The 24,332-nt window shown below is 55.0% G+C and carries 22 protein-coding genes; 13 read left to right on the top strand and 9 right to left on the bottom strand.

What is annotated here, in order from left to right; genetic code table 11:
- Window positions 1–71 precede the first annotated feature (71 nt).
- Window positions 72–749 carry a helix-turn-helix domain-containing protein gene (locus tag KTT_RS26925; RefSeq protein ID WP_160146159.1) on the bottom strand — a complete coding sequence of 226 codons (678 nt, stop codon included), beginning with the start codon at window positions 747–749 and terminating at the stop codon, window positions 72–74.
- Between the two features lie 255 nt (window positions 750–1,004).
- On the opposite strand from KTT_RS26925, the gene KTT_RS26920 reads away from it, so the two are divergent.
- On the top strand, window positions 1,005–1,214 hold the full coding sequence (locus KTT_RS26920) for a hypothetical protein (protein ID WP_126600644.1): 210 nt from the start codon (window positions 1,005–1,007) through the stop codon (window positions 1,212–1,214).
- A gap of 96 nt (window positions 1,215–1,310) precedes the next feature.
- Here the strand turns inward: KTT_RS26920 and KTT_RS26915 are convergent, their stop codons facing one another.
- Window positions 1,311–2,426, bottom strand: a complete 1,116-nt coding sequence (locus tag KTT_RS26915) for a winged helix DNA-binding domain-containing protein (RefSeq protein ID WP_126600642.1) — start codon at window positions 2,424–2,426, stop codon at window positions 1,311–1,313.
- A 142-nt stretch (window positions 2,427–2,568) separates the two neighbouring features.
- Window positions 2,569–3,264: a hypothetical protein gene (locus KTT_RS26910; protein WP_126600640.1), complete on the bottom strand. Its 696-nt coding sequence runs from the start codon at window positions 3,262–3,264 to the stop codon at window positions 2,569–2,571.
- A gap of 910 nt (window positions 3,265–4,174) precedes the next feature.
- Between KTT_RS26910 and KTT_RS26905 the strand changes: the two genes are divergently transcribed.
- The 4 genes from KTT_RS26905 (at window position 4,175) to KTT_RS26890 (ending at window position 9,099) form a co-directional block, all read left to right on the top strand.
- The gene (locus tag KTT_RS26905) at window positions 4,175–6,226 is read left to right on the top strand and encodes a cellulose binding domain-containing protein (RefSeq protein ID WP_126600637.1); all 2,052 of its coding nucleotides are present in this window, start codon (window positions 4,175–4,177) and stop codon (window positions 6,224–6,226) included.
- A 268-nt stretch (window positions 6,227–6,494) separates the two neighbouring features.
- Window positions 6,495–7,439 carry an alpha/beta hydrolase gene (locus KTT_RS26900; protein ID WP_126600635.1) on the top strand — a complete coding sequence of 315 codons (945 nt, stop codon included), beginning with the start codon at window positions 6,495–6,497 and terminating at the stop codon, window positions 7,437–7,439.
- Window positions 7,440–8,079: 640 nt separating this feature from the next.
- On the top strand, window positions 8,080–8,643 hold the full coding sequence (locus KTT_RS26895) for a hypothetical protein (protein ID WP_126600633.1): 564 nt from the start codon (window positions 8,080–8,082) through the stop codon (window positions 8,641–8,643).
- 153 nt (window positions 8,644–8,796) lie between these two features.
- A complete protein-coding gene (locus KTT_RS26890) occupies window positions 8,797–9,099 on the top strand; it encodes a hypothetical protein (RefSeq protein ID WP_126600631.1) in 303 nt (100 codons plus the stop codon).
- A 542-nt stretch (window positions 9,100–9,641) separates the two neighbouring features.
- Here the strand turns inward: KTT_RS26890 and KTT_RS26885 are convergent.
- The gene (locus tag KTT_RS26885; RefSeq protein WP_126600629.1) at window positions 9,642–12,143 is read right to left on the bottom strand and encodes an MMPL family transporter; all 2,502 of its coding nucleotides are present in this window, start codon (window positions 12,141–12,143) and stop codon (window positions 9,642–9,644) included.
- Window positions 12,144–12,506: 363 nt separating this feature from the next.
- On the opposite strand from KTT_RS26885, the gene KTT_RS26880 reads away from it, so the two are divergent.
- Together KTT_RS26880 and kynU are read left to right on the top strand one after the other, a co-directional pair.
- Entirely contained in the window at window positions 12,507–13,292 is a 786-nt protein-coding gene (locus tag KTT_RS26880) for a tryptophan 2,3-dioxygenase (RefSeq protein WP_126600627.1), read from the top strand.
- Between the two features lie 74 nt (window positions 13,293–13,366).
- Window positions 13,367–14,635 carry a kynureninase gene (gene kynU / locus KTT_RS26875; protein ID WP_126600624.1) on the top strand — a complete coding sequence of 423 codons (1,269 nt, stop codon included), beginning with the start codon at window positions 13,367–13,369 and terminating at the stop codon, window positions 14,633–14,635.
- A gap of 214 nt (window positions 14,636–14,849) precedes the next feature.
- Here the strand turns inward: kynU and KTT_RS26870 are convergent, their stop codons facing one another.
- Window positions 14,850–15,269, bottom strand: a complete 420-nt coding sequence (locus tag KTT_RS26870) for a winged helix-turn-helix transcriptional regulator (protein ID WP_126600622.1) — start codon at window positions 15,267–15,269, stop codon at window positions 14,850–14,852.
- A gap of 145 nt (window positions 15,270–15,414) precedes the next feature.
- Here KTT_RS26870 and KTT_RS26865 point away from each other — a divergent pair, with 145 nt between their 5' ends.
- From KTT_RS26865 to KTT_RS26850, 4 genes are all read left to right on the top strand, one after another.
- Window positions 15,415–16,335, top strand: coding sequence for an alpha/beta hydrolase (locus tag KTT_RS26865; RefSeq protein ID WP_126600620.1), 921 nt, complete (start codon window positions 15,415–15,417; stop codon window positions 16,333–16,335).
- 120 nt (window positions 16,336–16,455) lie between these two features.
- Entirely contained in the window at window positions 16,456–17,199 is a 744-nt protein-coding gene (locus KTT_RS26860) for an SDR family oxidoreductase (protein ID WP_126600618.1), read from the top strand.
- A gap of 22 nt (window positions 17,200–17,221) precedes the next feature.
- Complete coding sequence (locus KTT_RS26855; protein ID WP_126600616.1) at window positions 17,222–18,142, top strand: SDR family oxidoreductase; 921 nt, start codon at window positions 17,222–17,224, stop codon at window positions 18,140–18,142.
- 833 nt (window positions 18,143–18,975) lie between these two features.
- Window positions 18,976–19,263: a hypothetical protein gene (locus KTT_RS26850; RefSeq protein WP_126600614.1), complete on the top strand. Its 288-nt coding sequence runs from the start codon at window positions 18,976–18,978 to the stop codon at window positions 19,261–19,263.
- Between the two features lie 10 nt (window positions 19,264–19,273).
- Here the strand turns inward: KTT_RS26850 and KTT_RS26845 are convergent, their stop codons facing one another.
- On the bottom strand, window positions 19,274–20,410 hold the full coding sequence (locus KTT_RS26845; RefSeq protein ID WP_126600612.1) for an epoxide hydrolase family protein: 1,137 nt from the start codon (window positions 20,408–20,410) through the stop codon (window positions 19,274–19,276).
- 310 nt (window positions 20,411–20,720) lie between these two features.
- Between KTT_RS26845 and KTT_RS36570 the strand changes: the two genes are divergently transcribed.
- Window positions 20,721–21,518, top strand: coding sequence for a CPCC family cysteine-rich protein (locus KTT_RS36570; RefSeq protein WP_174844806.1), 798 nt, complete (start codon window positions 20,721–20,723; stop codon window positions 21,516–21,518).
- Between the two features lie 7 nt (window positions 21,519–21,525).
- Here KTT_RS36570 and KTT_RS26835 read toward each other — a convergent pair whose 3' ends face one another.
- From KTT_RS26835 to KTT_RS26825, 3 genes are all read right to left on the bottom strand, one after another.
- A complete protein-coding gene (locus tag KTT_RS26835) occupies window positions 21,526–22,107 on the bottom strand; it encodes a GNAT family N-acetyltransferase (protein ID WP_126600609.1) in 582 nt (193 codons plus the stop codon).
- A 2-nt stretch (window positions 22,108–22,109) separates the two neighbouring features.
- On the bottom strand, window positions 22,110–22,304 hold the full coding sequence (locus tag KTT_RS26830) for a hypothetical protein (RefSeq protein ID WP_126600607.1): 195 nt from the start codon (window positions 22,302–22,304) through the stop codon (window positions 22,110–22,112).
- A 452-nt stretch (window positions 22,305–22,756) separates the two neighbouring features.
- Entirely contained in the window at window positions 22,757–23,266 is a 510-nt protein-coding gene (locus KTT_RS26825) for a 2'-5' RNA ligase family protein (RefSeq protein WP_126600605.1), read from the bottom strand.
- Between the two features lie 231 nt (window positions 23,267–23,497).
- On the opposite strand from KTT_RS26825, the gene KTT_RS26820 reads away from it, so the two are divergent.
- The gene (locus KTT_RS26820; RefSeq protein WP_126600603.1) at window positions 23,498–24,157 is read left to right on the top strand and encodes a hypothetical protein; all 660 of its coding nucleotides are present in this window, start codon (window positions 23,498–23,500) and stop codon (window positions 24,155–24,157) included.
- The last annotated feature ends 175 nt before the right edge of the window (window positions 24,158–24,332 follow it).

Genomic DNA, 24,332 nt, shown 5'->3' with positions numbered 1-24,332 from the left:
TATGTGTCTTCAACAATCCCATCATAGCTCAACAAAAGGATCGAGTCTTGAATAAAACGGACATCCCGGTGCTATTCCAATTTTCTGGCCTGCGCGATCTGGGAGGGCGTGTAGCCGATGAAGTGCTTGAGTGAGCGCGTCATGTGTGGCTGATCGGCGTAGCCTGCCTGATAGGTCGCATCGAGGAGCGAGACCCCCTGTTCGAGCAGCGCGGCCGCCTGGTTAGCGCGTGCGATCTGCTCGATCGTTTTGGGTGCCAGGCCCGTGGCATTTAAAAAACGACGCCGCACCGTGCGCTCCGATACCTCTGACGGTTGCCCGGCCAGGACCGTTTTGACGAGCGGATCGGAGACTAACAGATGTTCGCGCACCAGCCGCTCCACAAACGTCTCGACATTATCGTAGTCGGGCAGCTGCCAGCGCGACCCGGCCAGCTCGAATGATGTTTTTATGACGAGGGGCAGGATGGTCTGTGCATCTGGCAGAGCACTGGTGGGTATGGCGGTCAGAAAGGTGCCGAGCTTAAACGTGACGCCAAACCATTCGGTCCCTTCGTCCTGTCTGACAGATTTTGATCTGGTCAAGGGACCCTCGATCGAGACGATGGGCTTGCCGTTCCGCTTCATGAACAGGAGATGCCAGTGGCCCGAGGCCGGGCAGATCGGGGCGTAATCGCTACCAGCGTGGTCGCGCCAGACCGCTTCTATATAGGGGGAGTCTGATGCTCTGCTCTCAAAGGACGATTCCATATATTTTTTCGCCTCCGGTGTCTCAGATATCAACAAAATACAGCGCTGCACCATCACAGAAAAGGCCTCTGCAATATGGCTCTGTATTTGTTTTCTGCCTATGGCTGAGAATCTCGGTTATTGAGAAAAAAGGGAACGGACGTCTTTGGGAACCCGAAACGTCAGAGGAACGCATGTGAATGGTCCCCTCATACGATCATGTCCCCGTAGGCGGCATAGGATTGCGGCCTGACAGACACGCCTGGAGCACGAAAAATGCAGCAATCCGGCCTTGCGCATGCCGCTCTGTTGACGTACGACATGCTGGCTTGTGCATGGTTATATGATCGCTTTTCTCGCTTTTTAGGGACGGTATCGTACGTGAACGGATGCGGCATGCACAAGGCCGGATTGCTGCTTTTCAGAAGCAATACAGGACCGAAGAAGCCGCAATCCTATGCCGCCTACGGGGACATGATCATGTGAGGGGATGTGTCCATCCTTCGCGGGAAGTGCGGCCGGGGACGGGGCCGCTGCGCGACAAAGCCGGGGCAAGCCTGGCACCTACGGGCCGGGGGGATTTTACGATGGCGGGTGATGTATGTTGATGTTGTGGGTTTCGGCGTCGTCGAAGATGAAGCGGAGCAGGCGGTTGCCTTCTGCTTCAAGGGCTAGCTGGTTGTCTGCCGACAATGGCTGAAATGGCTCGATGATCAGCGTGGCGCTTTTGCCGCTCTTTTCAGTTTTCCAGGTTCCGCTCACGAAGCCATCGAGCAGGAAGGTGGCGCGTACGCGACCAGCGGAGAGGTACACGAGTGAGCGATATTCCTCGGGCACGATACGTTCGCGACTGTAGTGTGAGAGGATGAGGTTGTCGTATTCGGGCAGGAAGCGTGGTAGCGCCTCAATATCGGCCGGAGGTAAGGATTGATCTGGCAGGTCAAAAAGCTCCTGTCCCTGCTGAGAGCGATAGACGCGCAGCCCTGGTTTCAGCTTTTCAACGTTCCCCTGTAGACGCACCAGTCCCGACCAGGCTTGAAGATCGCGGACGCTGGCGGGTCCGAAGGCGGCCAGGTAGCGTCTGGTCAGGTCCGCCAGCTTCTCTTCAGAGTTCAGAGGCTGTCCCAGCCAGCTATTGGCTGTAGCATGGGCGGGACTCCCCGCGCTGCCCCAGAAGCCTCCCGGTGGCACCTGGACGAGCGGCAGGTGGGTGCGCACAACGTAGGCCATGGCTTCTGGATCGCCGTTGGGAACCAGTCCTGTCAGCAGGGCGCGGATCTCGGTGAAGGTGCGCGGCTGCTCTTCAACGTAGTTGCGGGCCGCCGCGACCAGTTGCTCGATATCCAGTCCCTTGGCGCGCTGACCAAAGAACGCGCCGAGCGCCCGTGTGAGCGCGGGCTGCAGGGTTGTACGCAGATCCAGATAGTCCTTTGCTGTAAAGATATGCAGGGTTGAGCGCATCAGGGTGGCGCGCACCGCCTGCCGCTGCTGTAGGAGGTCAGAGAGGTCCTGACGCTGGAATTCTTGCAGCCGCGTCCACAATCCGATGTATGGCGCGTTGCTGGTCTGAGCCTGCAGCCCAACCAGTTGTTCCACGGCCGCGCTGGCCGATAGTGAAGATCGTACGAGCAATAACTGGCGCGCCAGCAACGCACGGTTGAGCTGGCGCGTGGTTAGTATCTCTGCCGCTGCTGCCATCCGTTTATCTATGCCTCCCGCGATTAACACAACCAGACTGTGTTATAAGTAATACCATAATCTGATCAGAATCACCAGCATATGGTTTTACTGGCTCTCATAAAGCCTGTGCAGATGCCGTCCAGACGCGGCTTTTGGTTCGTCACAATGCCTGGCTACTCTGTAACGAAAGGTTATCCGTGTCGGCGCCGGGGACGCTGGCACGGGTGAGCCAGACGATGGCGGCGACGAGCACCCATATTGCCTGCAGGCTGAGCACAATCAGAGTCACGAGCGACGTGGTGAAGAGACTGATGATGCCCGCCAGCTCAAAGGCTACCCCCAGACCTATGGCAACGGTGCCCAAGGCGCGTGGCAGGATCTGTGAACGGAGGATGACGGTTCCCAGGGCCAGGAAGATCACCGGCGCGGGCGCGATCGGGTAGGCGTAGGTAAAAACTGTCATGACATCGAAGCTGGTAAGCGACGCCATTTGATGACCATCCACCGCCGCCTGCGCCATGTCTATGGTAAACACACCTTCAATCAGGACCACCCCTAGCAGGGTTGTGGAGCCCAGGATAGTGAGCAGGCCTGGCAGACTGGTGCTTGCCCTGGCTCGATGGACCAGCGAGAGAAAAAAGATCACGGAAAGCAGAGAGCCGGTAGCCTGCAGCCAGGTTCCCATGAATAAGAGCGTATGATAATGGGTCGCGGCCTGTATTACCTCGGCCTGGGTGGAGTTTGGAGCAAGTTGCGCCAGGCCAACCATGAAACCGATGCCGAAGTACAGTATGAGGAGGATGGTGCCAAAGATGCCAGAGAGCCCGATCAGAAGACGAGCGTTGCGCTGAAGCATGTTTCCCTCTTGTTTTCTGCTTTATTCAGATTAATCCATTGGCATGCAAATATAAAATAATATGTCATAGTGCATGCAATTGAACACGCGATACTGCTTTCAGTTGGAATCATCTATAAAACTATTCATTTGCATGTATCGTATATTCGGAGAAATTATACCATATAAAGATATGCTTAGGCCCCAAAATACATGTTGAAAGGTGCGATTCATTTTTTACAAAAAGAGAGATGCAGGTTCGGCCTTGTATCCAATTTCCCCCCGTTCGATTATGTATCAAGGAAGGCAATATCGTAGGTTCGGGCCTTGCGCCCGATTTTTCCTCCAAGAACGTTAAGGTTAAAAAAAACATTTTCCGGCATATGATCGAATGTGGGGGAAATCGGGCGCAAGGCCCGAACCTACGATGGATGCTTTCATGCGCGGAGGGGAAATCGGGCGCAAGGCCCGAACCTACGATGGATGCTTTCATGCGCGGAGGGGAAATCGGGCGCAAGGCCCGAACCTACGATGGACATTTCTCGTTGTCTACCAGCTCACCGATCTGGTGAAATTCAATGAAAACATATCATGATTCAATGAAATACGCGCATGCTGCTTGACTTATCAGATATGCGATCAAGGGGGAGTTTCGGGATGGGTGAATAACAACGCATACTGTGCGCACACATAGTCATGAATATCATACTCCTGTTTCTTTTAAAGACATTCTCTTTCTCTCACTGGCAGATGAGCGTGAGCGATGGTTAAAGTATTCAGCCGGGGGCGGTTACTGAAATAAAGTATTCACTTTTTTCCAGTTCCAGAACAAAAAGTACGCTTAATCTATAATTGCATTGACAATGATAAACAGTAATGTTATACCCTATTCATTGAATATGCTACATTTTTCAATGAATAGGGTGCTTGTGTGTCCTGGTGCCCTACGCTTCTTTATCTGACATCGCTACTGGTAGCGATGCGCAATGGTTTTACGTTCTCGGTGACGATCTATGGAGATCGTTCTGATGCTGGTATGTATCCAGCAGGAGGAGCTATGACGAGGAACCGTCGTATTTTTAGCTTTGCGTGCGTACTGGTGCTGGCGGCGCTGTGCCTGGGGGCATTCAGCCTGAGCACCTTTTCACGCACGGTGAAGGCGAGTGGGAGCCTTCCAACCGGCCTGCACGTTGTGGGCGGCCAGATCCAGGATGGGAGCGGTAATGTACTCGTTCCCCATGGTGTCGACCGCTCGGGTTCGCAGTATCAATGTGTCAAGAGCGGAGGTAGCACCTTCGATGGCCCTTATGACCAGACGTCGGTAGGTGTGATGACCAGCTGGAATACCAGCATCGTGCGTGTCCCTCTCAATGAGGATTGCTGGCTGGGCATCAATGGTGAGCCATCTGATGGCGACTCCAGCGCCAAGTATCAGCAGGACATCATCAATTATGTGAATCTCCTCAACCAGAATAACCAGATCGTGATTCTGGAGCTGCACTGGAACGCTCCCGGTAGTCAGCAGGCATTGGGCCAGCAGCCGATGCCGGACGCGGACCATGCCCCGGCCTTCTGGACCTCGGTTGCCAACACGTTCAAGAACAATTCTTCGGTGATGTTTGATCTGTATAACGAGCCCTACACCAATAGCTGGTCTTGCTGGCTCAATGGTAGCTCGGGCGCCAACAGTAGTCCCTGTAACGATACCGCTTTCGCGGTGGCGGGTATGAAGACGCTGATCAGCACCGTGCGCAACACCGGTGCGACCAACATCATTATGCTGGGTGGCCTGCAGTACGCCAACGATGTCTCGGGCTGGCTGAACCAGGTGCAGCAGCTGCCATCCAACCTGCAGAGCAACCTGGTCGCTTCGTTCCATATCTATCCCAACAACGCCTGCATCAGCACCAGCTGTCTGGACAGCAACGTGGCGCCGATCCAGTCCAAATTCCCGGTCATCGCCGGTGAGATCGGTGAGTACGACTGCGCCTCCGGTTTTATCAACGGCATCATGCCCTGGTTTGATAGCCACAACATCGGCTATCTGGGCTGGGCCTGGAACACCAATAGCTGCACCGGCACGCCCGCGTTGATCAGCGATTTCAACGGCACCCCGACCGCGTATGGGCAGGGCTTCAAATCTCACCTGGCTACCTTGAGCAATGGCGGTGGTAGCGGAGGTGGGGCAACCGTTACTGATCCCTTGAATGACTATAGCAAGATCTTCGCCCATTCCAGCAATCTGACCTTTGACAATACCAACACCACCTACTTCAATAATGACTTATCCCGCCTGACGCGCAGCGCCACCTCGGCCGAGTGGGCCGTCTGGAAGCAGTCCGGTATGACGCAGTTCGTGGCCGACACCTACTACTGGCCCGGTCAGACTGGAGTGAGTGACTTCCAGTTCTACACCTCGCCCGACAACAGCACCTATACCCAGGCCAGTGCTCAGTCGAATAATCTGGGCGGTAACTGGACGCATATCCAGTATACGTTGAACGTGCCGGCGGGCACCAGCTACGTCAAGATGGTCTTCCCGACCAACGCCACCAATGCCTGGGATCCACAGATCTCGCAGGTGACGATGACCTATTCCACCAGCAGCACGACAGCGACGCCGACTCCGGGTACCACGCCGACGCCGACCAGTACCCCGGCGGCAGGCGGCAGCTGTAAAGTAGTCTATAGCATCACCAACCAGTGGTCTGGCGGCTACAATGGCGATATCGTCATCACCAATACCGGCTCGACGGCCATCAACGGCTGGACCCTGAAGTGGACTTTCGCCAACGATCAGCAGATTACCAACGGCTGGAACGGTACCTTTACCCAGCAGGGGCAGTCTGTGACCGTGACCAACGTCAGCTATAACGGCATCATCGCCGCTGGCGGCAATACCGATATCGGCTTTAGCGCCAACGTCGGTGCCACCAACAACAACCCGACATCCTTCACGCTCAACGGAGCCGCTTGTTCGTAAACGTTTCGGGGACGGAGCCGCAGAGCGGCAAGCGCCCGTAAAGGGCGCACCTATGACCGAACCTTTCGCTCATGGCGAGAGCCTCCCTCGCTGCCTATTGGCGTCCCTATCCATCTTCTGAAGATGGGTAGGGACGTTTTTCTGTGCCGTTGAACATATACGAATGGATGGATTATACTACTGCCAGCGTTTATTTTTTTGATCTTACTATAGAACAATAAATAATAATAAATTGTAACTCGTCTCAATTAAAGGAGCGGCGGCATTTATGTCAATCTTTGGAATCGTTGTTATGGTTATAGTTGTGCTGGTGGTGCTGTTACTGGTGGCTTCCAGTCTGTATTTTTATCGCGTGGGGGTCTATCGTCAACCCAAGGCTTTCCTGATTGACAATCCGGATCTGCAGCAGATCGAGACTTCGGACCTGCCGATCGAGGACGTCGCCTGGGTGGAGCGGCAGCCGTTCGAGCGCATCGAGATGAAGTCCTGGGATGGTCTGCTGCTGCGCGCTTTTTATCTGCCCGCTCCTCAACCGACGACGAGGACGGTGGTGCTGGCCCATGGTTATACGGGCAGCTCCAAATTGAATATGGGGCCGTTTGCCCAGATGTATCATGAGCAGTTTGGCTATAATGTGCTGATGCCCGATGCGCGCGGCCACGGCGAGAGCGAGGGCAACTATATCGGCTTTGGCTGGCATGAGCGCCTGGATTATGTGAAGTGGATTCACCTGCTGACGCAACGACTGGGTGAGGAGATCCAGGTCGTGCTGCATGGCGTCTCGATGGGAGGCGCGACCGTCCTGATGACCAGCGGTGAGCCGCTCCCCACACAGGTCAAGGCCGTAGTGGCCGATTGCGCCTACACCTCGGCCTACGATATCCTGGCCTACCAGGGCAAGCGCATGTATCACGTACCCGCCTTCCCCTTTGTGGCCCTGACCAGCCTGGTCTGCAAGCTGCGCTCCGGCTTCTTCTTTCAGGAGGCATCGGCCCTCAAGCAGGTCCAGCAGACCCGCCTCCCTATCCTGTTTATCCATGGCGCAGAGGACACCTTTGTGCCGACCGCGATGGTGCACCAGCTCCACGCGGCCTGTCCGACTCCCAAAGAAATGTATGTGGTTCCCAATGCCGGCCACGGCCTGGCCTACGACACCGATCCCGCGACCTACACCAATCGCTGCGAGCAGTTCCTCGCTCGCTTTATCGCTTAGTCTCAAGTTGTGCCGGCCTCAATACGCTCACATTACGGAATGTAAAAAAGAAATACGATAGGCCTCCGGTGGAGCATGGGAATGTCCCTCGACACGAACATGTTCCCCCGTAGGCGGCATAGGATTGCGGCCGGTTCATCGCTGTTCCTTCTTCGAAAAGCAGCAATCCGGCCTTGCGCATGCCGCACCCGATCACGTACGGGATGTTCCCCACCACAACGATGACATTGCTCTACCACCGCGTACAAGCCAACGGGTCGTACGCCAACAGAGCGGCATGCGCAAGGCCGGATTGCTGCTTTTCAGGTATTCCGCGTGTTAATAAGGCCGCAATCCTATGCCGCCTACGAGAACATTTCCGTGTTATGGCACCGTTCTTACATTTTCATGAAGCGTTTCGCGGAGGTGGCTCTTTCCCACCTTGTTCTTATGTTGAATGTACTGGCCTGTGGGGGTGGGCAAGTTAGCAAATATCTCAGCATTTGTAATCGGGCCATTGTTTGCGTTTCTTTCTATATGGGCATTATACATTGTGCATGCAGAAGACGTATAATCCTTTTCCCGATCTATCACATGTGATTTTGGGGTCGAAATACGGCTGTTGTTCCATAAATAATGGAAAAGTAAGAAGGAGCGGTCTGTGGCTGAGATACAAGATGAGGCGTCGAAAATTCCTTTTCCAATAACCATTGAGCTGGAACCCGAGAATGCAGAAGAGTGGCGCTTACTGAATGTGAGCAGGCTTGGTCAGAACTTTATCAGAGCGTTGCCGAGGAGCGAGTATACCGTACTGTACGATGGCGACGAGCAGGTGCGCGGCGTTGATACCTTTATCGTTCATGTGTTGATAGAGTTGACGAGTGCCGCCACCTATCTCTGGGATCAGCGTGCGGCGATCGAGGAGGGGGTGCAGTTTGCCGGCACCACGATCTCTGTTTGTACAGGCATCGTTTCGCTGTTGAAGCATCTCAAGGAGGTGCAGAAGAAGCAGCCAGACGGGGATGCCCAGGGTATAGCTTTTACAGTTGAGGTAGATGGCAAAAAGGTGACGGTCCAGGCGTCCGAACTTGAGGATGCTGAGGCGGCCGTCAAACTGGCCCGGCGCCTGCTGGAGACCGCGCCGGCGGGCAAACAGATAACCTCAAAAAGCAAAGCCAAAGTCCACGGGCGCGTCTCTCAGGCACCGGGCAAGTATGGCCGTTAAGTGGTAAATCGTGACTGGCAACGGTGAAGCAAGAGAGGTATTTGTGGGGAAGTAAGCACGAAGAAGATTTGATTAGAACATACGAGCTATGTTATATTTGAAGGCCATAAGTTACAGTTGAGTTACCTTGTGAAATGGAGATAGGATCTTACAATGCCGTTTCTTTCCATCCATACACTTTCCGGGGATCCGGATGAACTGCTGCAGAGGAAGCAAGAATATATGGACCCGGTTGTACGCCAGATCGCACCTGAATATGGGGCCATCAAGAGTATTACCGCCAGGCAGGCAGAAGGCTTGATTACCATTAATCTTTGGGAATCGGCCGAAGGGGCGCAGGCATTTACCCAACGGCCGGAAGTGCAGCAGGCCCAGGCACGTTCAGGACTCCCCAGGCCAGCTACCTTTGAGCGTTACACCGAGGTATACATAGAAGAGTATCAGCAAAAGCCCTAGCTGCGCCCCCCGCGAGCAAAACTTTCAACTTTAGCGAAAAAAGGGAAGCATTTGGGCACCCGAAACGTCATAGGAACGCATGTGAGCGGTCCCCGATCACGATCATGTCCCCGTAGGCGGCATAGGATTGCGGCTTTTTCGAGACGTTGGTGTGCCGTTCAGGCAGCAATCCGGCCTTGTGCATGCCGCACCCGTTCACGTACGATACGTTCCTAAAAATCGAGAAAGCGGTCCTGCTCCGTGCAGAAGCCGACATATCGTACGTCAACAGAGCGGCATGCACAAGGCCGGATTGCTGCTTTTCAGAAAAAATACAGCATCGAAGAGGCCGCAATCCTATGCCGCCTACGGGGACATGACCGGGTCGAGGGACGGTCCATATTCCGCTGGCGATGTGTCGTTTTTCTTGTTGCTTGCTCTAAAGTTGAATGTATTGCCCCTTGCGGGTGCTTTCGCCTTAAGACACCCATCGCAGGCGCGCCCCTCGCGGGCGCCCTTGCGATGTTTTTTTTATTTTGTGTATACCCAGGCCGGAACACTCCTTACAGCCTGCCAGGCCACCAGTTCCATTTGCCGAGCAGCAGGACGATGCCGGGGACGAGCAGCCCGCGCACCACGAAGGTGTCGAGCAGGATGCCGACGGCGACACAGGCGCCCAGCTGGAAGAGGATGTTCAGGGGCAGCGTCATCAGGACCGCGAAGGTGCCGGCCAGGATGAGTCCGGCGGAGGTGATGACACCACCGGTACGCGAGACGGCGTAGGGAACTCCTTTCTCGATGCCGCGCCGCTTGGCCTCCTCGCGGACACGCGACATCAGGAAGATGGTGTAGTCGGCGCCCAGGGCGACCAGGAAGATGAAGGTGTAGAGGGGGATGGCGTAGTTGAAGCCGTCCTGTCCCTCGACACGCTCGAAGAAGAAGGCACAGACGCCGATCGAGGCCAGGAAGTTGAGCGTGACCGCCGCCAGCAGGTAGAGCGGCGCGATCAGGCTGCGCAGCAGCAGGGCCAGCACGATACCGACCAGCAGGATGACTGCCGGCACCACCAGATAAGTGTCATGCTGGTTATAGGCCAGGGTATCTGATAGCTGTGATGTCTGTCCCGCCAGGTACAGATTGGCGTGTGGTCCGTTGCCAGCCGGGAACTGCTGACTGAGCGCCCTGTTCAGGCTATCTCGGATGGGTCCGATATTGTTGATGGCCGACAGAGAGTATGGATCATCTTTGAGCACGACCGACAGCTCGAAGGTGCTGTTGTCCTGTGACACATACTGCGTGCTGGCCGCGAAGGCGCCAATCGCCTGTAGCTGCTCTGGTGTATAGGCCGGAGGCTGTCCCGTCACAGGCGGCTTGCCATTAGTAGGCGGCTGTCCTATGCCGGGCTTACCAGCAGGTGGTTGTCCCGTAGAAGGTTTGCCGCTGGTAGGCGGTTGTCCCGTTCCGGGTGATTTGCCGCCGCTGGCGGGTGGCTGCGCCGGGATTGAAGGTTGCTTGCCCGAGCGAATGGCGTCGCGTACCTGCGCGGGCAGGGCCGCGATCGCGGTCTGGAGCTTTTGCGGATCGACCAGGGGATCTTTGCCAGTCGGACGCGTGGGTCCCTGTACCTGCGCGACCCCGCTGGCCTTCTGAGCGGCGACGGTTACGGCATCGATCTGGGCCAGGTGCTTGTAGGCGTCGGCGTCCGAGCCACTGAGTCTGACCAGGACCGTGGTAGGAGCCAGCGTACCGGCCGGGAAGTGCTTCTGCAGGATGTTGTAGCCGGTGCTGGAATCGGTAGTCTCGCGGAAGGAGGTCAGGAAGTTAAAGGTCGGGACCGAGCCGATATTGCCCAGCGCCAGGATGACCAGGAAGATGGTGCTGCCCACCACCGCCAGCACGCGATGCCGCGCGGTCCACAGTCCCAGGCGTCCCCAGAAGCCCTTGAGATCTCCCTCCGCGTCCTGCTGTTGGACCGTGGGATCATATTTTGGTACAAACGGCCAGTAGGCGGCGCGCCCAGGCCAGACGAGCAGGGCGGGAACCAGCGTGAGTCCCGCCAGCAGCATGACGAAGATAGCGATGATCAGGGCCGGCCCCAGGCTGTAGTAGAGGCCAATGAAGGTGAAGAGTAGCGTCAGCAGGCCAAGGATGACGGTTCCGGCGCTGGAGGTGATGGCCTCGCCGACGGCGCGCATCGTGTTGCGCATGGCCTCGTGCTTGTCCTGAGTGTGGGCCAGCTCTTCACGAAAGCGCGAGGCGATAAAGATACAGTAGTCGGTGCCGGCGCCAAAGAGCAGCACGGTCATGATCGAGGTCGCCTGCTGACTGATGCCGACGACTCCGCTCTTGCCCACAAAGCCCAGCAGGGCATTGACGATCTGCAGGACCCAGCCCACGCCGATCAGTGGCAGGAAGGCCAGGATCGGCGAGCGATAGAGCAGGATGAGTAGAATGAGCACCAGGCCAACAGTGGCTAGCAGCAGCTTGACGTCGACCGAGCCAAAGATAAGCACGGTATCGGTAATCACACCCGCCGGCCCGGTTACATGGGCCTCCACCGATGTATCGCGCGTGGTAGACTTCAGGTAATCGCGCATCTGCTTCACGCTATCCTGAAACTTCGTGTCCGATGAAGAACCGGTCAGCGTGGCGATGATCGTCATGGTCTTGTTATCCTGTGAGACCAGCTGGCTGGCGGCCTGCGGGACCGTGTAGACCGAAAGGACCTTATCCACCGAGGCCGGCTTCTGGCTCGAAACCAGCCAGTCGCTAACCTTCTTGATCGTCGCTTTATCGTCCGAGCTCAGTCCTTTCTCATCGGAGAAGACCAGGATGGCCGGCGTACCACGACTGCCAGGGAACTTCTCCAGCTGCAGCCGCTGCGCGACCTGTGAACCAGCATCGGACGGAATGTTCTGTGTCGAGGCATTGTCATAGACATCCGCTAATTTAGGGGCCACCGCTACCAGAACGATCGCGATCAGCAGCCAGACCGCGATGGTAACGAACTTGCCGCGTCTGCCGGTCGCGCTATCCGTTACCGCGTGCAACAAACGTGTAATCATACAAACTCCTGAACGGCCCGCGCTATCACCAGCCGGGCTTCTTTAAACGGTTATTTATCGTTTGATAACAATAAAAGAGCATCCATTCCTGCGTCGATTTCAGGAAAGAGAAGGTAAATTATCAATTGATAAGCGATAATCGGCTCATCAGTATTATTGCTCGGTATTGATGACGCTTGCGACCGCTCAATCGGGTGTAAAAACCATATAAATTCAGAAAAATTGGCCGCGAGATTGAAAATTTGCTTATCAATTGATAATTATGGCAAAATTGAGTTCTCATTGTACAATACATGATAGCGACCGGCAATGGTACGCGGTGGCGTTCTACAATGATGTATAGATGGAAAGAATATTGGTGCTATGTCGAAAGCCCTGAATTATGGCAGCTACCTGCGGGTGGATGAGCTCTTGCAGCTGCAGACGCCGAGAAGTAGTGGACCAGAGCATGATGAGCTGCTGTTTATCGTGATCCACCAGGTCTATGAGCTCTGGTTTAAAGAATTGCTGCATGAAATAGAGTATTTGCAGAGACTGCTGTGTGAAAATGATGCGGGCCGCGCCGCCCATACAACTCGGCGTATCCTGGCTATTCTCAAAACAGTGGTGGCGCAGCTCGATGTCTTGGAGACCCTGACTCCACTTGAGTTTAATTCGTTTCGTGGATTTTTAGAATCGGCCAGCGGCTTCCAGTCGACGCAGTTTCGCGAGCTGGAGTTTATCCTGGGCTATAAGCGCGAAAACGTGATGAGGCACATGGATGATGTTGAGGAGGCGCTGCGGCGGCTGCGCCAGCGCTTTGAGCAGCCGACGCTCTGGGATGCCTTCCTGCGCTACCTGGCCATGAATGGTTTTGCCATCCCACCTGAGCAGCTGGAACGCGACGTGCGGTGTCCCGTGCAGGCCTCACCCGAGGTGCAGGCGCAGCTGGTAGAGGCCTATCGGCACAACGCCACGGTCAGCAACGTCTGCGAGAACCTGATCGACATCGACGAAGGTCTGCAGGAATGGCGCTACCGGCACATGAAGATGGTCCAGCGCACCATCGGCGTTAAATCGGGCACCGGAGGCTCGCCCGGCGCGGCCTACCTGGGCAGCACCCTCAAGCCATTCTTCCCCGATCTGTGGGCGATTCGCGCGCAATTATAATGTATTTGTGCCATGGATAGAAAATCGGCTGCGAGGGCCGAACGTACGATTATGTATAAAAGGATGACGTGTTTATGACGGTTTCGAACGATATTGCTTACGCGGAGGAGCTGGATGCGCAGGATAGCTGCGCGCATTTTCGCGGACGCTTTTTGATCGAGGACGAAGATCTGATCTATATGGACGGGAACTCGCTGGGGCGCCTGCCCTACGAGTCGCTGAGCCTGTCGAACGACCTGGTGCGGCAGCAGTGGGGGAGCCGCCTGATCCGCAGCTGGAATGAGGGCTGGTTTACGGCCCCCGAGCGCATCGGGGCAAAGATCGCCAGCCTGATCGGCGCGCAGCCCGACGAGGTGATTGTGGCCGATTCGACCTCGGTCAACCTGTTCAAGCTGGCGGTGGCGGCGTTGCGTTTCCAGGCGGGTCGCACGCAGATCCTGACCGACGACCTGAACTTCCCCTCAGACCTCTATATTTTGCAGGGCGCGATCGACATGCTCGATAAGCAACACCAGCTGCGGGTGATCCCCTCGGCCGACGGCATCTATGGTCCGGTGGAGGAGCTGCGGGCGCGCCTGAACGAGCAGACGGCGCTGCTGACGCTATCGCACACGGTCTTTAAGAGTGGGTATATGTATGATATGGCGGCGCTGACCGAGGCCGCCCATACCGCCGGGGCGCTGGTGTTGTGGGACCTCAGCCACTCGGTGGGCTCGGTGCCCGTGGACCTCAATGCCGCCAACGCCGACCTGGCCATCGGCTGCACCTACAAGTACCTGAACGGCGGGCCCGGCGCGCCGGCCTTTCTGTACATCCGACGCGACCTGCAGGAGCGGCTCATCAACCCGCTCACCGGCTGGATGGGACAGCAGAATCTGTTCGGCTTTGACCTGAAATATGAGCCCGCCACCGGCCTGCGCCGCTTTCTGACCGGGACGCCTCCGGTGGTCTCGCTCTCCCTGATCGAGCCAGGGGTTGACCTGCTGCGCGAGGCCGGCATCGAGCAGCTACGCGCCAAATCACTGCGCCAGAGCAGCTACCTGATTGACCTCTGGAAGGCGGAACTGGAGCCGCTCGGCTTCACCCTGAAGTCCCCACGCGAGCAGGAGTGCAGGGGCTCGCACGTCTCCCTGGGACATGCCGAGGGGTTGCGCATCGACCTGGCCCTGATCAACGATATGCGCGTCCTGCCCGACTTCCGGGCGCCCGACAACATCCGCCTGGGTATCACCCCGCTCTACACCACCTATCGCGACATCCACCAGACGGTCCAGCGCCTCAAACAGATCGTGGTCGAACGCATCTACGAACGCTATCCCACCGAGGCCCCCATCGTCACTTAGGATGTATACCTCGTGTGAGCTAGTCGTCTATCAATGTTCAATTGATGAGAGAGTGGGGATGCAAGCGAGCATGCTGAGGGCATGAACAAACGGCCGGCCCTAAAGCCAGGGCAAGCCCGGCACCAAAGCTGGGGCTGTGTGTGCCCCCGGCAACTCCTCCCCCTCTCACCCGCGTAGCGGGCGAACAACTCATCAAACAAAGGTTGACAAAGTGCTAGCGACGTTGAACGATAGACGCCACCTCGTCCTGAATGGGTGTATGATCACTTTGATTATATGCGTTTCGCGCTTGCGCCACCTCTCCTAAATGTCCATAGGCCCACGTTCTCAGCGAATTTACCGGTTCTATGAGCGTTCGTCCCAGTGGGGTAAGTGAATATTCAACCACTGGAGGCACGACCGGGTGGACGGTGCGCTCTACTACGCCGTTACGTTCCAGGTCCCGCAAGGTTTGCGCCAGGACTTTCCTTGAGATGCCGTCAATCTTCTTGAGCAATTCTCCAAAACGCATCGTGCCATCTTCCAGGCAATAGAATACAAGAGTCGTCCACTGACTCGCTATCAGTTCTAAAACCTGCCGTGAAAGACAACTAGTCAAGAAAACATTCGGTCCTGTTTGCTGTCTAGTTTCCATCTGGTAACGTTGCCACTTTCTGGTTACTTCTTCCAAGCTCTCTGATTTTTCGGTAAAGTAACCCATAGATAAGAGATTACTGATCTCCAGTATATAACACAACCACCTGGTTGTTTCAAGCATTGCTCTGAAAAAGGAGGCTGCTATGCCGAGCGAACAAAGCGTTCAGCTGCGTTCTTACTTGCTGACCCAGAAGACCGCTACAGGAGAACCTGTTTCCTTAGCTGAGCGGCGTCTTGCCTATGAACGGTCTGTTGAAACCTATGTTGGGCATCCCATCCCTCTACCGGAAGGGATGCGTGTCGAGCCTATTGACGTCGATGGCGTCCCTGCTGAATGGCTCTCCCCCGCTGTTGCCAACACCAACGCTGTGCTGCTCTACCTGCACGGTGGGGCGTATATCCTTGGATCACCCGCATCGCATCGTGATCTGGTGGCACGTCTGAGTGTCGCGGCGGGTATCCCTGCGTTGCTGATAAACTATCGTCTGGCCCCCGAGCATGTCTTTCCTGCCGCGCTTGATGATGCTCTCACGGCCTATCACTGGCTCCTGAGTAAGGGATATTCCGCGCAGCATATCGTGCTGGCCGGTGACTCCGCCGGTGGTGGGCTGACCCTGGCCTTACTACAAACCGTACGCGACCGGAACCTGCCGCTGCCTGCCGCTGCTGCACTGATTTCTCCCTGGACCGATCTTGCTGGCACTGTGAAGAGTCGGAGCGCGCAGGAAGCGGTCGACCCCATCTTTTCTGGCGACACGATTAATGCGCTGGCGCACTTCTATGCCGGTGCAGAGAATCTAAGCAATCCGCTGCTTTCTCCAATCTATGCAGATTTGCATGGCTTCCCACCTCTGCGGATTGATGTCGGTCGAGACGAAGTGCTGCTCGATGATTCGCTCCTCATCGCGGAACATGCCAGAGCAGCGGCTGTGCCAGTCGAACTCACCGTGTGGGATGATATGTGGCATGTCTTCCAGGCCTATGCCGCTGTTCTTCCTGAAGGACAACAATCGCTTGCGAAGATGGGCAGCTTTCTCCGGCAGACGGTGTTGCCACAGGAATAAAAAAGAAGATGTGAGATGGTAACGAGCATTATAAGATGCTCTAGCGACGGGGAAAAAACGTGTTCTATGCCCTGTCTTTCAGACAACATAGTATAAAACAAAAAAAGGAGAAAAAAAGAAATGAATACACGACTGCAAAAGAAAGTGGCGATTGTTACCGGCGCCTCCCGTGGGATCGGCCAGGCCATTGCCGAGGCATTGGCGAACGAGGGAGCACAGATCGTCATCAATTATGCCCGGAATAAAGAAGCCGCCGAAGAGCTTGTGCATAAAATTGAGCGCAATGGAGGTCAGGCCCTGGCCGTCCAGGCAGATGTTAGTAACAGTGCAGACCTGCAAGGCTTGTTCGCCGCGACCATTGAACACTTTGGGCGTGTGGATATCCTGGTCAACAATGCCGGTATTATGACCACGAAGCCGATTGCGCAGATTACCGAACAGGACTTTGACCGGGAGTACGCCATCAATGTGAAAGGGACCTACTTCGCATGCCAGCTGGCCGCCCAGTATATGCAAGCGGGAGGGCGGATCATCAATTTCTCCTCCTCGGTCCTGGGACAAATGACGCCGACTTATAGCCTGTATGCTGGCACCAAGGGCGCGGTCGAGCAGATTACGCGGCAACTGGCCAAGGAGTTCGCGCCCAAAGGCATTGCCATTAATGCCGTTGCGCCGGGACCAGTCAACACCGAGTTGTTTACCGTTGGGAAATCAGAGGCCCAGATAGAAGCGATCAAACGCATGATTGGCTTCGGCCGTCTTGGAGAGCCCGAAGACATCTCCGGCGTGGTGCTCTTTTTAGCCAGCCAGGAATCTGGATGGATCACCGGCCAGGTCCTACGTGCCAATGGCGGTTTCATCTAGTTTATTCAAAGGAGTTATTGTGATGAATCATACTCATCCGTCTGTTATTCTTGTGACTGGTGCCGCGACTGGCATCGGCCAGCTGGCCGCTCATAGCCTGGCTGAGGCCGGACACACCGTTTACGCCAGTATGCGTGATATTGAGAAGCGCAATGCGGCTCGTGCACAGAAAGAGCGTGACTATGCGACCGCGCGCGGGGTAGACCTGCGCGTCGTCGAGCTGGATGTGACATCTCAGGAATCTGCTGACCGGGCAGTGCAGACGATTCTAACAGAACAAGGTCATATCGATGTCGTCTTACATAACGCCGGACATCTCATGGTAGGCTATGTCGAAGCTTTTACTGCGGAGGAAATCGCTCATCTTTTCGACACCAACGCTATGGGGGTGGTGCGCGTCAACCGTGCTGTCCTGCCACATCTGCGTGAGCGTGGCGCAGGACTCCTCCTCTACACGGGCAGCACCACCACAGTCGTCGTTCCCCCGTTCCTGGGTCCCTATGTCGCCTCCAAGATGGCGATGGATGGCCTGGCCCAAACAACCGCCTACGAAGTCAGCCAGTTTGGCATCGAGACCTGCATTGTGATGCCCGGAGCCTTCACGCAGGGCACCGAGCACTTCCCCCATGCCACTCGCCCTGCCGATACAGCGACGATGGAAGCCTATGCACGCCTGGATGGGATGGTGGCACGTAATGAGGAGGCGACGAGCAGTCTTTTCGCTCCTGACGTGGATGCCAACCCACAGGCCGTGGCCGACGAGGTGGTGCGGATCGTGGGTCTGCCTGCCGGAACGCGTCCTTTCCGCTCGCTCGTCGATTTCACCCAGGCGCATGTCGAAGAAGGCAATGCCCTCCTCTGGAAACTGCAGAAAGACTTTCTGGATCGGATGGGATTTGGCAGTTTGTTGACCCAGACCGTTCCCCAGCCGAACGAAGTCTGATGTTGGGTGGTTTCACCCCAACGCGTCTGCGTCTGGCACAATTCCTCGCGGATCAGCATGCGATCTGTTGTATCAATCGTGCATTAAATGCATCAGATCGTATAACTCATAAAAGGAAGCTAATCATCAAAAGGTGGAGATGAATGCAACAACCGTTGCATTCATCTCCACTTTCTTTGTTTATGATATAAATAAGCCTTAGGAGCCTGTCCATAACTATTATTTTTATTACATATTTAATTTCTTTAGATCAATATAATTATAATATGATCTCTATTAAAACCAAAAATTACCTTTAGTCCCTCTATATTTACCTGGATAACTGTTGCTGCTATAGTAGTTTCTAGTATACAAGGAAGGAGAAACATATAATGTTGTGTAAACGATGGTTAATATGCAGAGCTATTTTTTTGCTTGGGGTGGCTCTCATTCTATCAACGCTACTGGCTGATGTCCGTATTATGCATGCGCAGCGTGCTCAATTCCTGCAGACTGTTAGGAGAGGAGATCCTGTCGGAGTTGTGTATTACCGTTGCCGGCTCCATAATGGGCAATGTGATAGAAGGAACGTTACCTATTATGTACATAATGGCATCTCTCTGGGAAATTATTCCAGCGGAGATCCTGTAGTGATGATAGGCCACGTAGCTAATTGGCTTCAAGGGCAGGAGACGCTGAGAATCTGTGGCGAGACATTGGCCGCCGATGTTGTCAAGGCCGGGTCACCTCACGAACCGTGCAGTGGTAACAGTATACCTGGGGTTGACCCAACCTGGAGACCCTGGGCGCGCGTAAGGACTATCAGTTATCCACCCTCGAGAACTGGAGAGCCGATGGCATTTGTGCTTAACCTGGATTTCGAGCATCCCCATAATGGAGCTTTCCGGGACTTTGTACTCGTAAATAGCAGCGGCGTTCCAATTGGTACTCCTGTGACAACCGTGAATGCAGCCATTGCTCTGCTCAATGCTCATCCAGGCTCGGAAAGCATCTTACGTTATTATCACGCTATTAATCCGAATCATCGCCCCGGGCGTGAAGCTGATAGTCCGGGCGCCTTTCATGTTGAGCCCGCCACGGCTGGCCCTGGCTTTATCGATCTTATACATCTCCGTCCCTAAGCCGGGCCGGTCAGGGACGCAGGCGCTTGAAGAAGGCACGAATCTCATGTACCAGCGCCGCTGGCTGTTCCAGGGCGGCGAAGTGTCCACCGGCGCTCATGGTGGTCCAGCGTTGAATGTTGTACTGGCGCGCTGCCAGCGTCTGCGGCGGCGTCGAGATCTCTTTGGGAAAGAGCGCCACGCCGGTTGGTACATCTACTCTGTATGGTGAGTAATCGCTGTGGGTAGCCTCGTAGTAGAGCCGCATCGATGAACCGATGGTCTGGGTGACCCAGTAGATCATGACGTTGGTGAGCAGCTCGTCGCGCGTAAAGACCTGCTCAACCTCCTCATGGCAGTCGCTCCAGGCGCGAAACTTATCGACAATCCAGGCGGCCAGGCCGATCGGGGAATCGTTCAGGGCATAGGCCAGGGTCTGTGGCCGCGTCCCCTGGATGTGGCTATAGCCGGCCCCATCGGTCTGGAACTGGCGCAGCTGCTCGCGCCACTGCTGCTCCTCCTCGGTTGGCTCATCGTCGCCTGCCTGCGGGTTGAGCGGCACCATATTCACATGCACGCCAACCAGGTGCTCGGGATAGTCCTGTCCCAGGCGCAGGGTGATGCCGCTGCCCCAGTCGCCGCCCTGGGCGCCAAAATACTTGTAGCCCAGTTCGCGCGTCATCAGATCCTTGAAGAGCTCCGCGATGCGCGCCACGTTCATGCCCCGCTGGCGTGGTTTGCCCGAGAAGCCATAGCCTGGCAGCGACGGCACCACCACATCGAACGCCTCCAGTGGGTCCGCGCCGTAGAAGCCTGGATCGGTCAGGGGACCGATGATCTTATGCATCTCGAAGAACGAGCCCGGCCAGCCATGCGAGATCAGCAGTGGCAGCGGATTGGGACCCTTGCCCTTCACGTGGATGAAGTGGAGCTCCTGCCCATCGATCTCGGTCTTAAATTGGGGAAAAGAGTTCAGCAAGCGCTCCTGGGCGCGCCAATCAAAGCCATCGCGCCAGTAGGCGACCAGCTGCTGGAGGTACTCCAGGTTCGTCCCATAATCCCACCCGCTATCCTCGATCTCATCTGGCCAGCGCGCCAATGCCAGGCGCTGCTGCAGGTCAGCCAGAACCGCGTCCGGAACCTCAATGCTGAAAGGCCGTACTGCCATACATTTCCTCTACTTTATGCTCTTCTATTGATATTTATGCTTATATCATGCCACAAAACACGCCTTTTCCGCAAATCTTATATCAATCAATTGGATGAGTTCAGCAGTTTGTGGCACCAAAGAGCGATATTTAGTATTGATGAGATGATCGATTGCCAGGGAGCTTTACTGAAGAGTATAATAAGCAAAAATGCCCACAAATTTTGTCATTTCCGCGTCACCTGATAGTTGTATCTATTAACAGTAAAATAGTACATACAGTCGCTAGCCAATCAGTAGATGGCTCGAGAAGAGGGAACTTTTCACGACTATGACGATCACCAATACGCTCTCCGATGAAGATCATCAACTCTGTGCGGCCAACCAACTGGGTGCGCCTCTTGATGTTTACAGAATCAAGCCAGACGTTATTCGCCGTTCGTACTTTGTTTGTCTGCTTATGTTTATCATGGGTATCTTTCTTCTGATACTTGATTTTCGGACGCCTGTTACCTCTAGTGTGCTGCGATTTGGTGACTCTTCTTGCATGTTTCTTGGGGGGGCGGCGATCGCTATCCTGCTGCCATGGAGGTTGAGCATGCGCGTCATCGTCTGCGAACACGGCCTGCTACAGATCTCGAAGATGTACATGCGTACTCGTGTGAAAGCTGTGTGCTGGCAGGATATTACAGGCTTTAACACAGGCATTCACTCATCGGAGATCTCCATTCATTACCATAAGGATAATCGACTCTTTACCGGCTCGCTTACGATCAACAGCGCTTACGAGCGCCTTGACAATCTGGCTGCACTGCTTGAGGAGCATCGGCAGCAGTTTACACCTATCGATTGGAAGCAGATGACTATCCAACTTCAACCTGCGGAGAATGGTAAGTATCGCTGCCCCTGCTGCGGATACAGGACGCTGAATGATCGCTGCGAATACGAGCTCTGCGCGGTTTGTGGCTGGCAGGATGATGGGCAGGATAACTGGGATGCTACCACCAACCGTCCTTTGAGCCCCAATCATATGAGTCTTGCCCTGGCCAGAGAGAATTACCAGCGCTTTGGCGCCATCCGCAAGAGCGCCCTGGACTCTGTACGCCCACCGCTGCCAGAAGAGATGTAGCCTCGTATTATTTTATCGCGTGCGCCTGCATCTGTTCAGGGGAGATATACGGATTGTTGAGGATGCCGACCAGGTTATGCTGCTCGGTTGGATGATCGACAAAATGCATCCCATTGCGTCTGGCCACGTTGAGCGAGTGCACGTTGTCGCGGTGGACGACGCTGGTGATGCGCGGGAGCTTCAGCGTCTTAAATCCGTATTCAATCAGGTGCTGGCATGCCTCGTGAACAAGGCCCCGGCCCCAGTATTCTCGCGACTGTCCGTAGAAAAGCTCGATCTCGGGCGTGCTGAAAGCGCCGTATTCCAGCAGATAGAACTGCAGGCCCGACCAGCCAATGAAGGTATCATTCTCTTTGAGCACCATTGCCCACATGCCAAAGCCCTGCAATGCGAACTCGCCGATGCGCTGCTCCAGCTTCTCGCGCGTCTCCTCCAGCGTACGCGCCCGCTTCTGCCCATCTGGTAAACGCACAAAGCCCTGGAAGCGGTATACATCGGGGTGTATATCGATTGCGTATTTGGCTTGCAGGTCGTCAATGTGTACGGGACGCAACCGCAGGCGCGGCGTCTCCATAATCGTCACGCTCATGGCTAATGTCTTTTTCTATATATAGTGACGTAGTAGTACATGGCCGCGAAGACGTTGGTAAACAGAAAAGCCAGCTGCCAGTAAAACCTGTCGCGTTCAGGCACATCATTGTTCCCGCTGAAATCCCAGGCCATCCAGAGCCAGAATCCGAGCGGCAGAAGAGGCAAAATGGCCAGGAGTATTGTGATATTGTTCATTACCGGCTCCTCTAGACATAGCGCTAATGAAAGTGAATGTCTCTACATCAATATCATAACACAACAGATACGCGCAGGAACCATGGTAGCACGGATCTCTCTTTTTTGTGATGCATCATGCCAGCGCCGCTCCGTGAAGGCGTGTGAATGTGCCTTCAGTACGATCATGCCCCTGTAGGCGGCATAGGATTGCGGCCTGTTTAGCGCTGTTGCTTCTTCTAACACGCAGCAATCCGGCCTTGTGCATGCCGCCCCCGTTCACGTACGGGATGTTCCCCATAACAACGATGAAATTGCGCGATCACTATGTCCAGGCCAACGTGCCGTACGCCAACAGGGCGGCATGCACAAGGCCGGATTGCTGCCGGATTGGCAAGCCAGCGTCTCGAGAAGACCGCAATCCTATGCCGCCTACAGGGGCATGATCGTGTAAGGGCTACGTTTACACATCTTCATGCAAGCGCCGCCTGGCATTCCACCTGCCGTTTCCCATTGGGCCCGATGAGATATGCGCTGATCTGCCTGATTTCTGCTTCGAATGCACTGTTTATAGCTTGCATTTGTTTGAGTGCATGGGCAAATGCCGCCGGATCTCCGAGCCGACCAACAGTCAGATGGGGGAAGTATGTCTCGGCAGCTGTGAAATAAGGGGCTAGCAGGCCAGTGTAAAGCTGATCGTGAAGCGAGATAAGCTGATCATTGCCAACTTTGACATTGAGAAAGAGATATTCTCCTGTGTGGCCGGTAATGCCTCGCAAGGAGAGTGTGAAAGGACGGAAGTTCTGGACGGCGCTGCTCATGTGCCGCGCAAGCTCTTTTGTGCTGATCTCGCTGTCAAAAGGGAAGACCAGTGTAATGTGGGGTGGGATCAGGCGCGCCAATGGATCATGAGCCTCTCTAATCTGCTGGATAAGCTCGATCTGCTCGCTCTCCGGAAAAATAACTATTGCACGTTTCAACATGGCATTCTTTCTTCTTGAATTATCAGGCGTTTATGCATAGACTACACCCCAGAAATTGGAGCGTATAATGTGAAACCTTTCTGCTTCAAGTTGTGTTTTGTATATCGAGCATGAATGATGTAGAGGTTATAATTGTACCACTTTGGATGACAACATCGGTCAAGAGCCGGTGATTTTCTGGCGTCTACAGGCTGACGTGAGGCGTTTTGTATCGGGAGAGGAGTGTTGTTGATGGAAGGGATACATGTTATCCGAGAATGTTTTCCCACGCATGCGATCAATGGTGCTGGTGTGCGCCGTGACGCGCACCAGTGTGTGCCCGGAGTGGCACAGGGGCATGTGCAATGGCGTTGGATCTGCGTTATGCTGGCCTTCTGTTTTGTATGTATACATGCAGCGGCTGCGAAAATTGCTGAAGTAAAGAATGGGACAACTATGTTCAAGGATGTGAATCACCAGCGTCCATGGCGGCGTGTGGCGATATTCGGGCTACGTTATGGTTGGATCGTGCTTCTCCTGCTAGGTATCCTCTGGTTCCCGTTTGATTGGTTGAGCGAGGTATGGCCGGCGTTTGGCGCCCCTTTTCGTCAGGTTTTCCACAATGCCCATGATCACTTCATCGGGCACACCGTCTTCTTTTTCATTATCGGTATGCTGATCCTGTACATAATACCGGCGCTACGTCGTCAACTCCACTGGTATATCCTGGGCCTGATCATGGCCGCGCTGGTGCAAGAAACAATTCAGGCCTTCTTTCGCGACCAGCTGCCTACTTTCACAGACTTCAACGCCTTTCAAGGTGACGCTCTGGGTGGATTAGCAGCATGGATGGTGTGGTTTGTGTTAGGAGTTGTGTTGACTGTCATGAAGAGTCAAGCGGCAAAAACATAGTTTTTAGCCAAAGGCCTGAAGATAGCTCAGAACGGTTTAATGCGGTTGTTGCCTTTATCTCTATGGCATTCTACGTGCCTGGGATCTCGTAGGCGTGCGCCAGTTCCATCTGCGAGAATTGTACATGCCTTTGCTTCCCAAAAACATAGAAGAAATTTTCTCTGATACACCTCAT

Origin of the sequence: Dictyobacter aurantiacus (genome assembly GCF_003967515.1) — a bacterium.
Taxonomy (GTDB): domain Bacteria; phylum Chloroflexota; class Ktedonobacteria; order Ktedonobacterales; family Ktedonobacteraceae; genus Dictyobacter; species Dictyobacter aurantiacus.
Note: the sequence above shows the minus strand (reverse complement) of the source record. Positions and strands in the feature narration are given on the sequence as shown.

Excerpts from the sequence above, each read along its gene's own strand:
- KTT_RS26860 (WP_126600618.1), top strand. The coding sequence starts at position 16,456 with ATGAATACACGACTGCAAAAGAAAGTGGCGATTGTTACCGGCGCCTCC.
- KTT_RS26845 (WP_126600612.1), bottom strand. The coding sequence starts at position 20,410 with ATGGCAGTACGGCCTTTCAGCATTGAGGTTCCGGACGCGGTTCTGGCT.
- KTT_RS26890 (WP_126600631.1), top strand. The coding sequence starts at position 8,797 with ATGCCGTTTCTTTCCATCCATACACTTTCCGGGGATCCGGATGAACTG.
- KTT_RS26830 (WP_126600607.1), bottom strand. The coding sequence starts at position 22,304 with ATGAACAATATCACAATACTCCTGGCCATTTTGCCTCTTCTGCCGCTC.
- KTT_RS26865 (WP_126600620.1), top strand. The coding sequence starts at position 15,415 with ATGCCGAGCGAACAAAGCGTTCAGCTGCGTTCTTACTTGCTGACCCAG.
- KTT_RS26835 (WP_126600609.1), bottom strand. The coding sequence starts at position 22,107 with ATGAGCGTGACGATTATGGAGACGCCGCGCCTGCGGTTGCGTCCCGTA.
- KTT_RS26820 (WP_126600603.1), top strand. The coding sequence starts at position 23,498 with ATGGAAGGGATACATGTTATCCGAGAATGTTTTCCCACGCATGCGATC.
- KTT_RS26855 (WP_126600616.1), top strand. The coding sequence starts at position 17,222 with ATGAATCATACTCATCCGTCTGTTATTCTTGTGACTGGTGCCGCGACT.
- KTT_RS26915 (WP_126600642.1), bottom strand. The coding sequence starts at position 2,426 with ATGGCAGCAGCGGCAGAGATACTAACCACGCGCCAGCTCAACCGTGCG.
- KTT_RS26900 (WP_126600635.1), top strand. The coding sequence starts at position 6,495 with ATGTCAATCTTTGGAATCGTTGTTATGGTTATAGTTGTGCTGGTGGTG.
- KTT_RS26925 (WP_160146159.1), bottom strand. The coding sequence starts at position 749 with ATGGAATCGTCCTTTGAGAGCAGAGCATCAGACTCCCCCTATATAGAA.
- kynU (WP_126600624.1), top strand. The coding sequence starts at position 13,367 with ATGACGGTTTCGAACGATATTGCTTACGCGGAGGAGCTGGATGCGCAG.
- KTT_RS26910 (WP_126600640.1), bottom strand. The coding sequence starts at position 3,264 with ATGCTTCAGCGCAACGCTCGTCTTCTGATCGGGCTCTCTGGCATCTTT.
- KTT_RS26850 (WP_126600614.1), top strand. The coding sequence starts at position 18,976 with ATGGCATTTGTGCTTAACCTGGATTTCGAGCATCCCCATAATGGAGCT.
- KTT_RS36570 (WP_174844806.1), top strand. The coding sequence starts at position 20,721 with ATGACGATCACCAATACGCTCTCCGATGAAGATCATCAACTCTGTGCG.
- KTT_RS26825 (WP_126600605.1), bottom strand. The coding sequence starts at position 23,266 with ATGTTGAAACGTGCAATAGTTATTTTTCCGGAGAGCGAGCAGATCGAG.
- KTT_RS26880 (WP_126600627.1), top strand. The coding sequence starts at position 12,507 with ATGTCGAAAGCCCTGAATTATGGCAGCTACCTGCGGGTGGATGAGCTC.
- KTT_RS26885 (WP_126600629.1), bottom strand. The coding sequence starts at position 12,143 with ATGATTACACGTTTGTTGCACGCGGTAACGGATAGCGCGACCGGCAGA.
- KTT_RS26870 (WP_126600622.1), bottom strand. The coding sequence starts at position 15,269 with ATGGAAACTAGACAGCAAACAGGACCGAATGTTTTCTTGACTAGTTGT.
- KTT_RS26920 (WP_126600644.1), top strand. The coding sequence starts at position 1,005 with ATGCAGCAATCCGGCCTTGCGCATGCCGCTCTGTTGACGTACGACATG.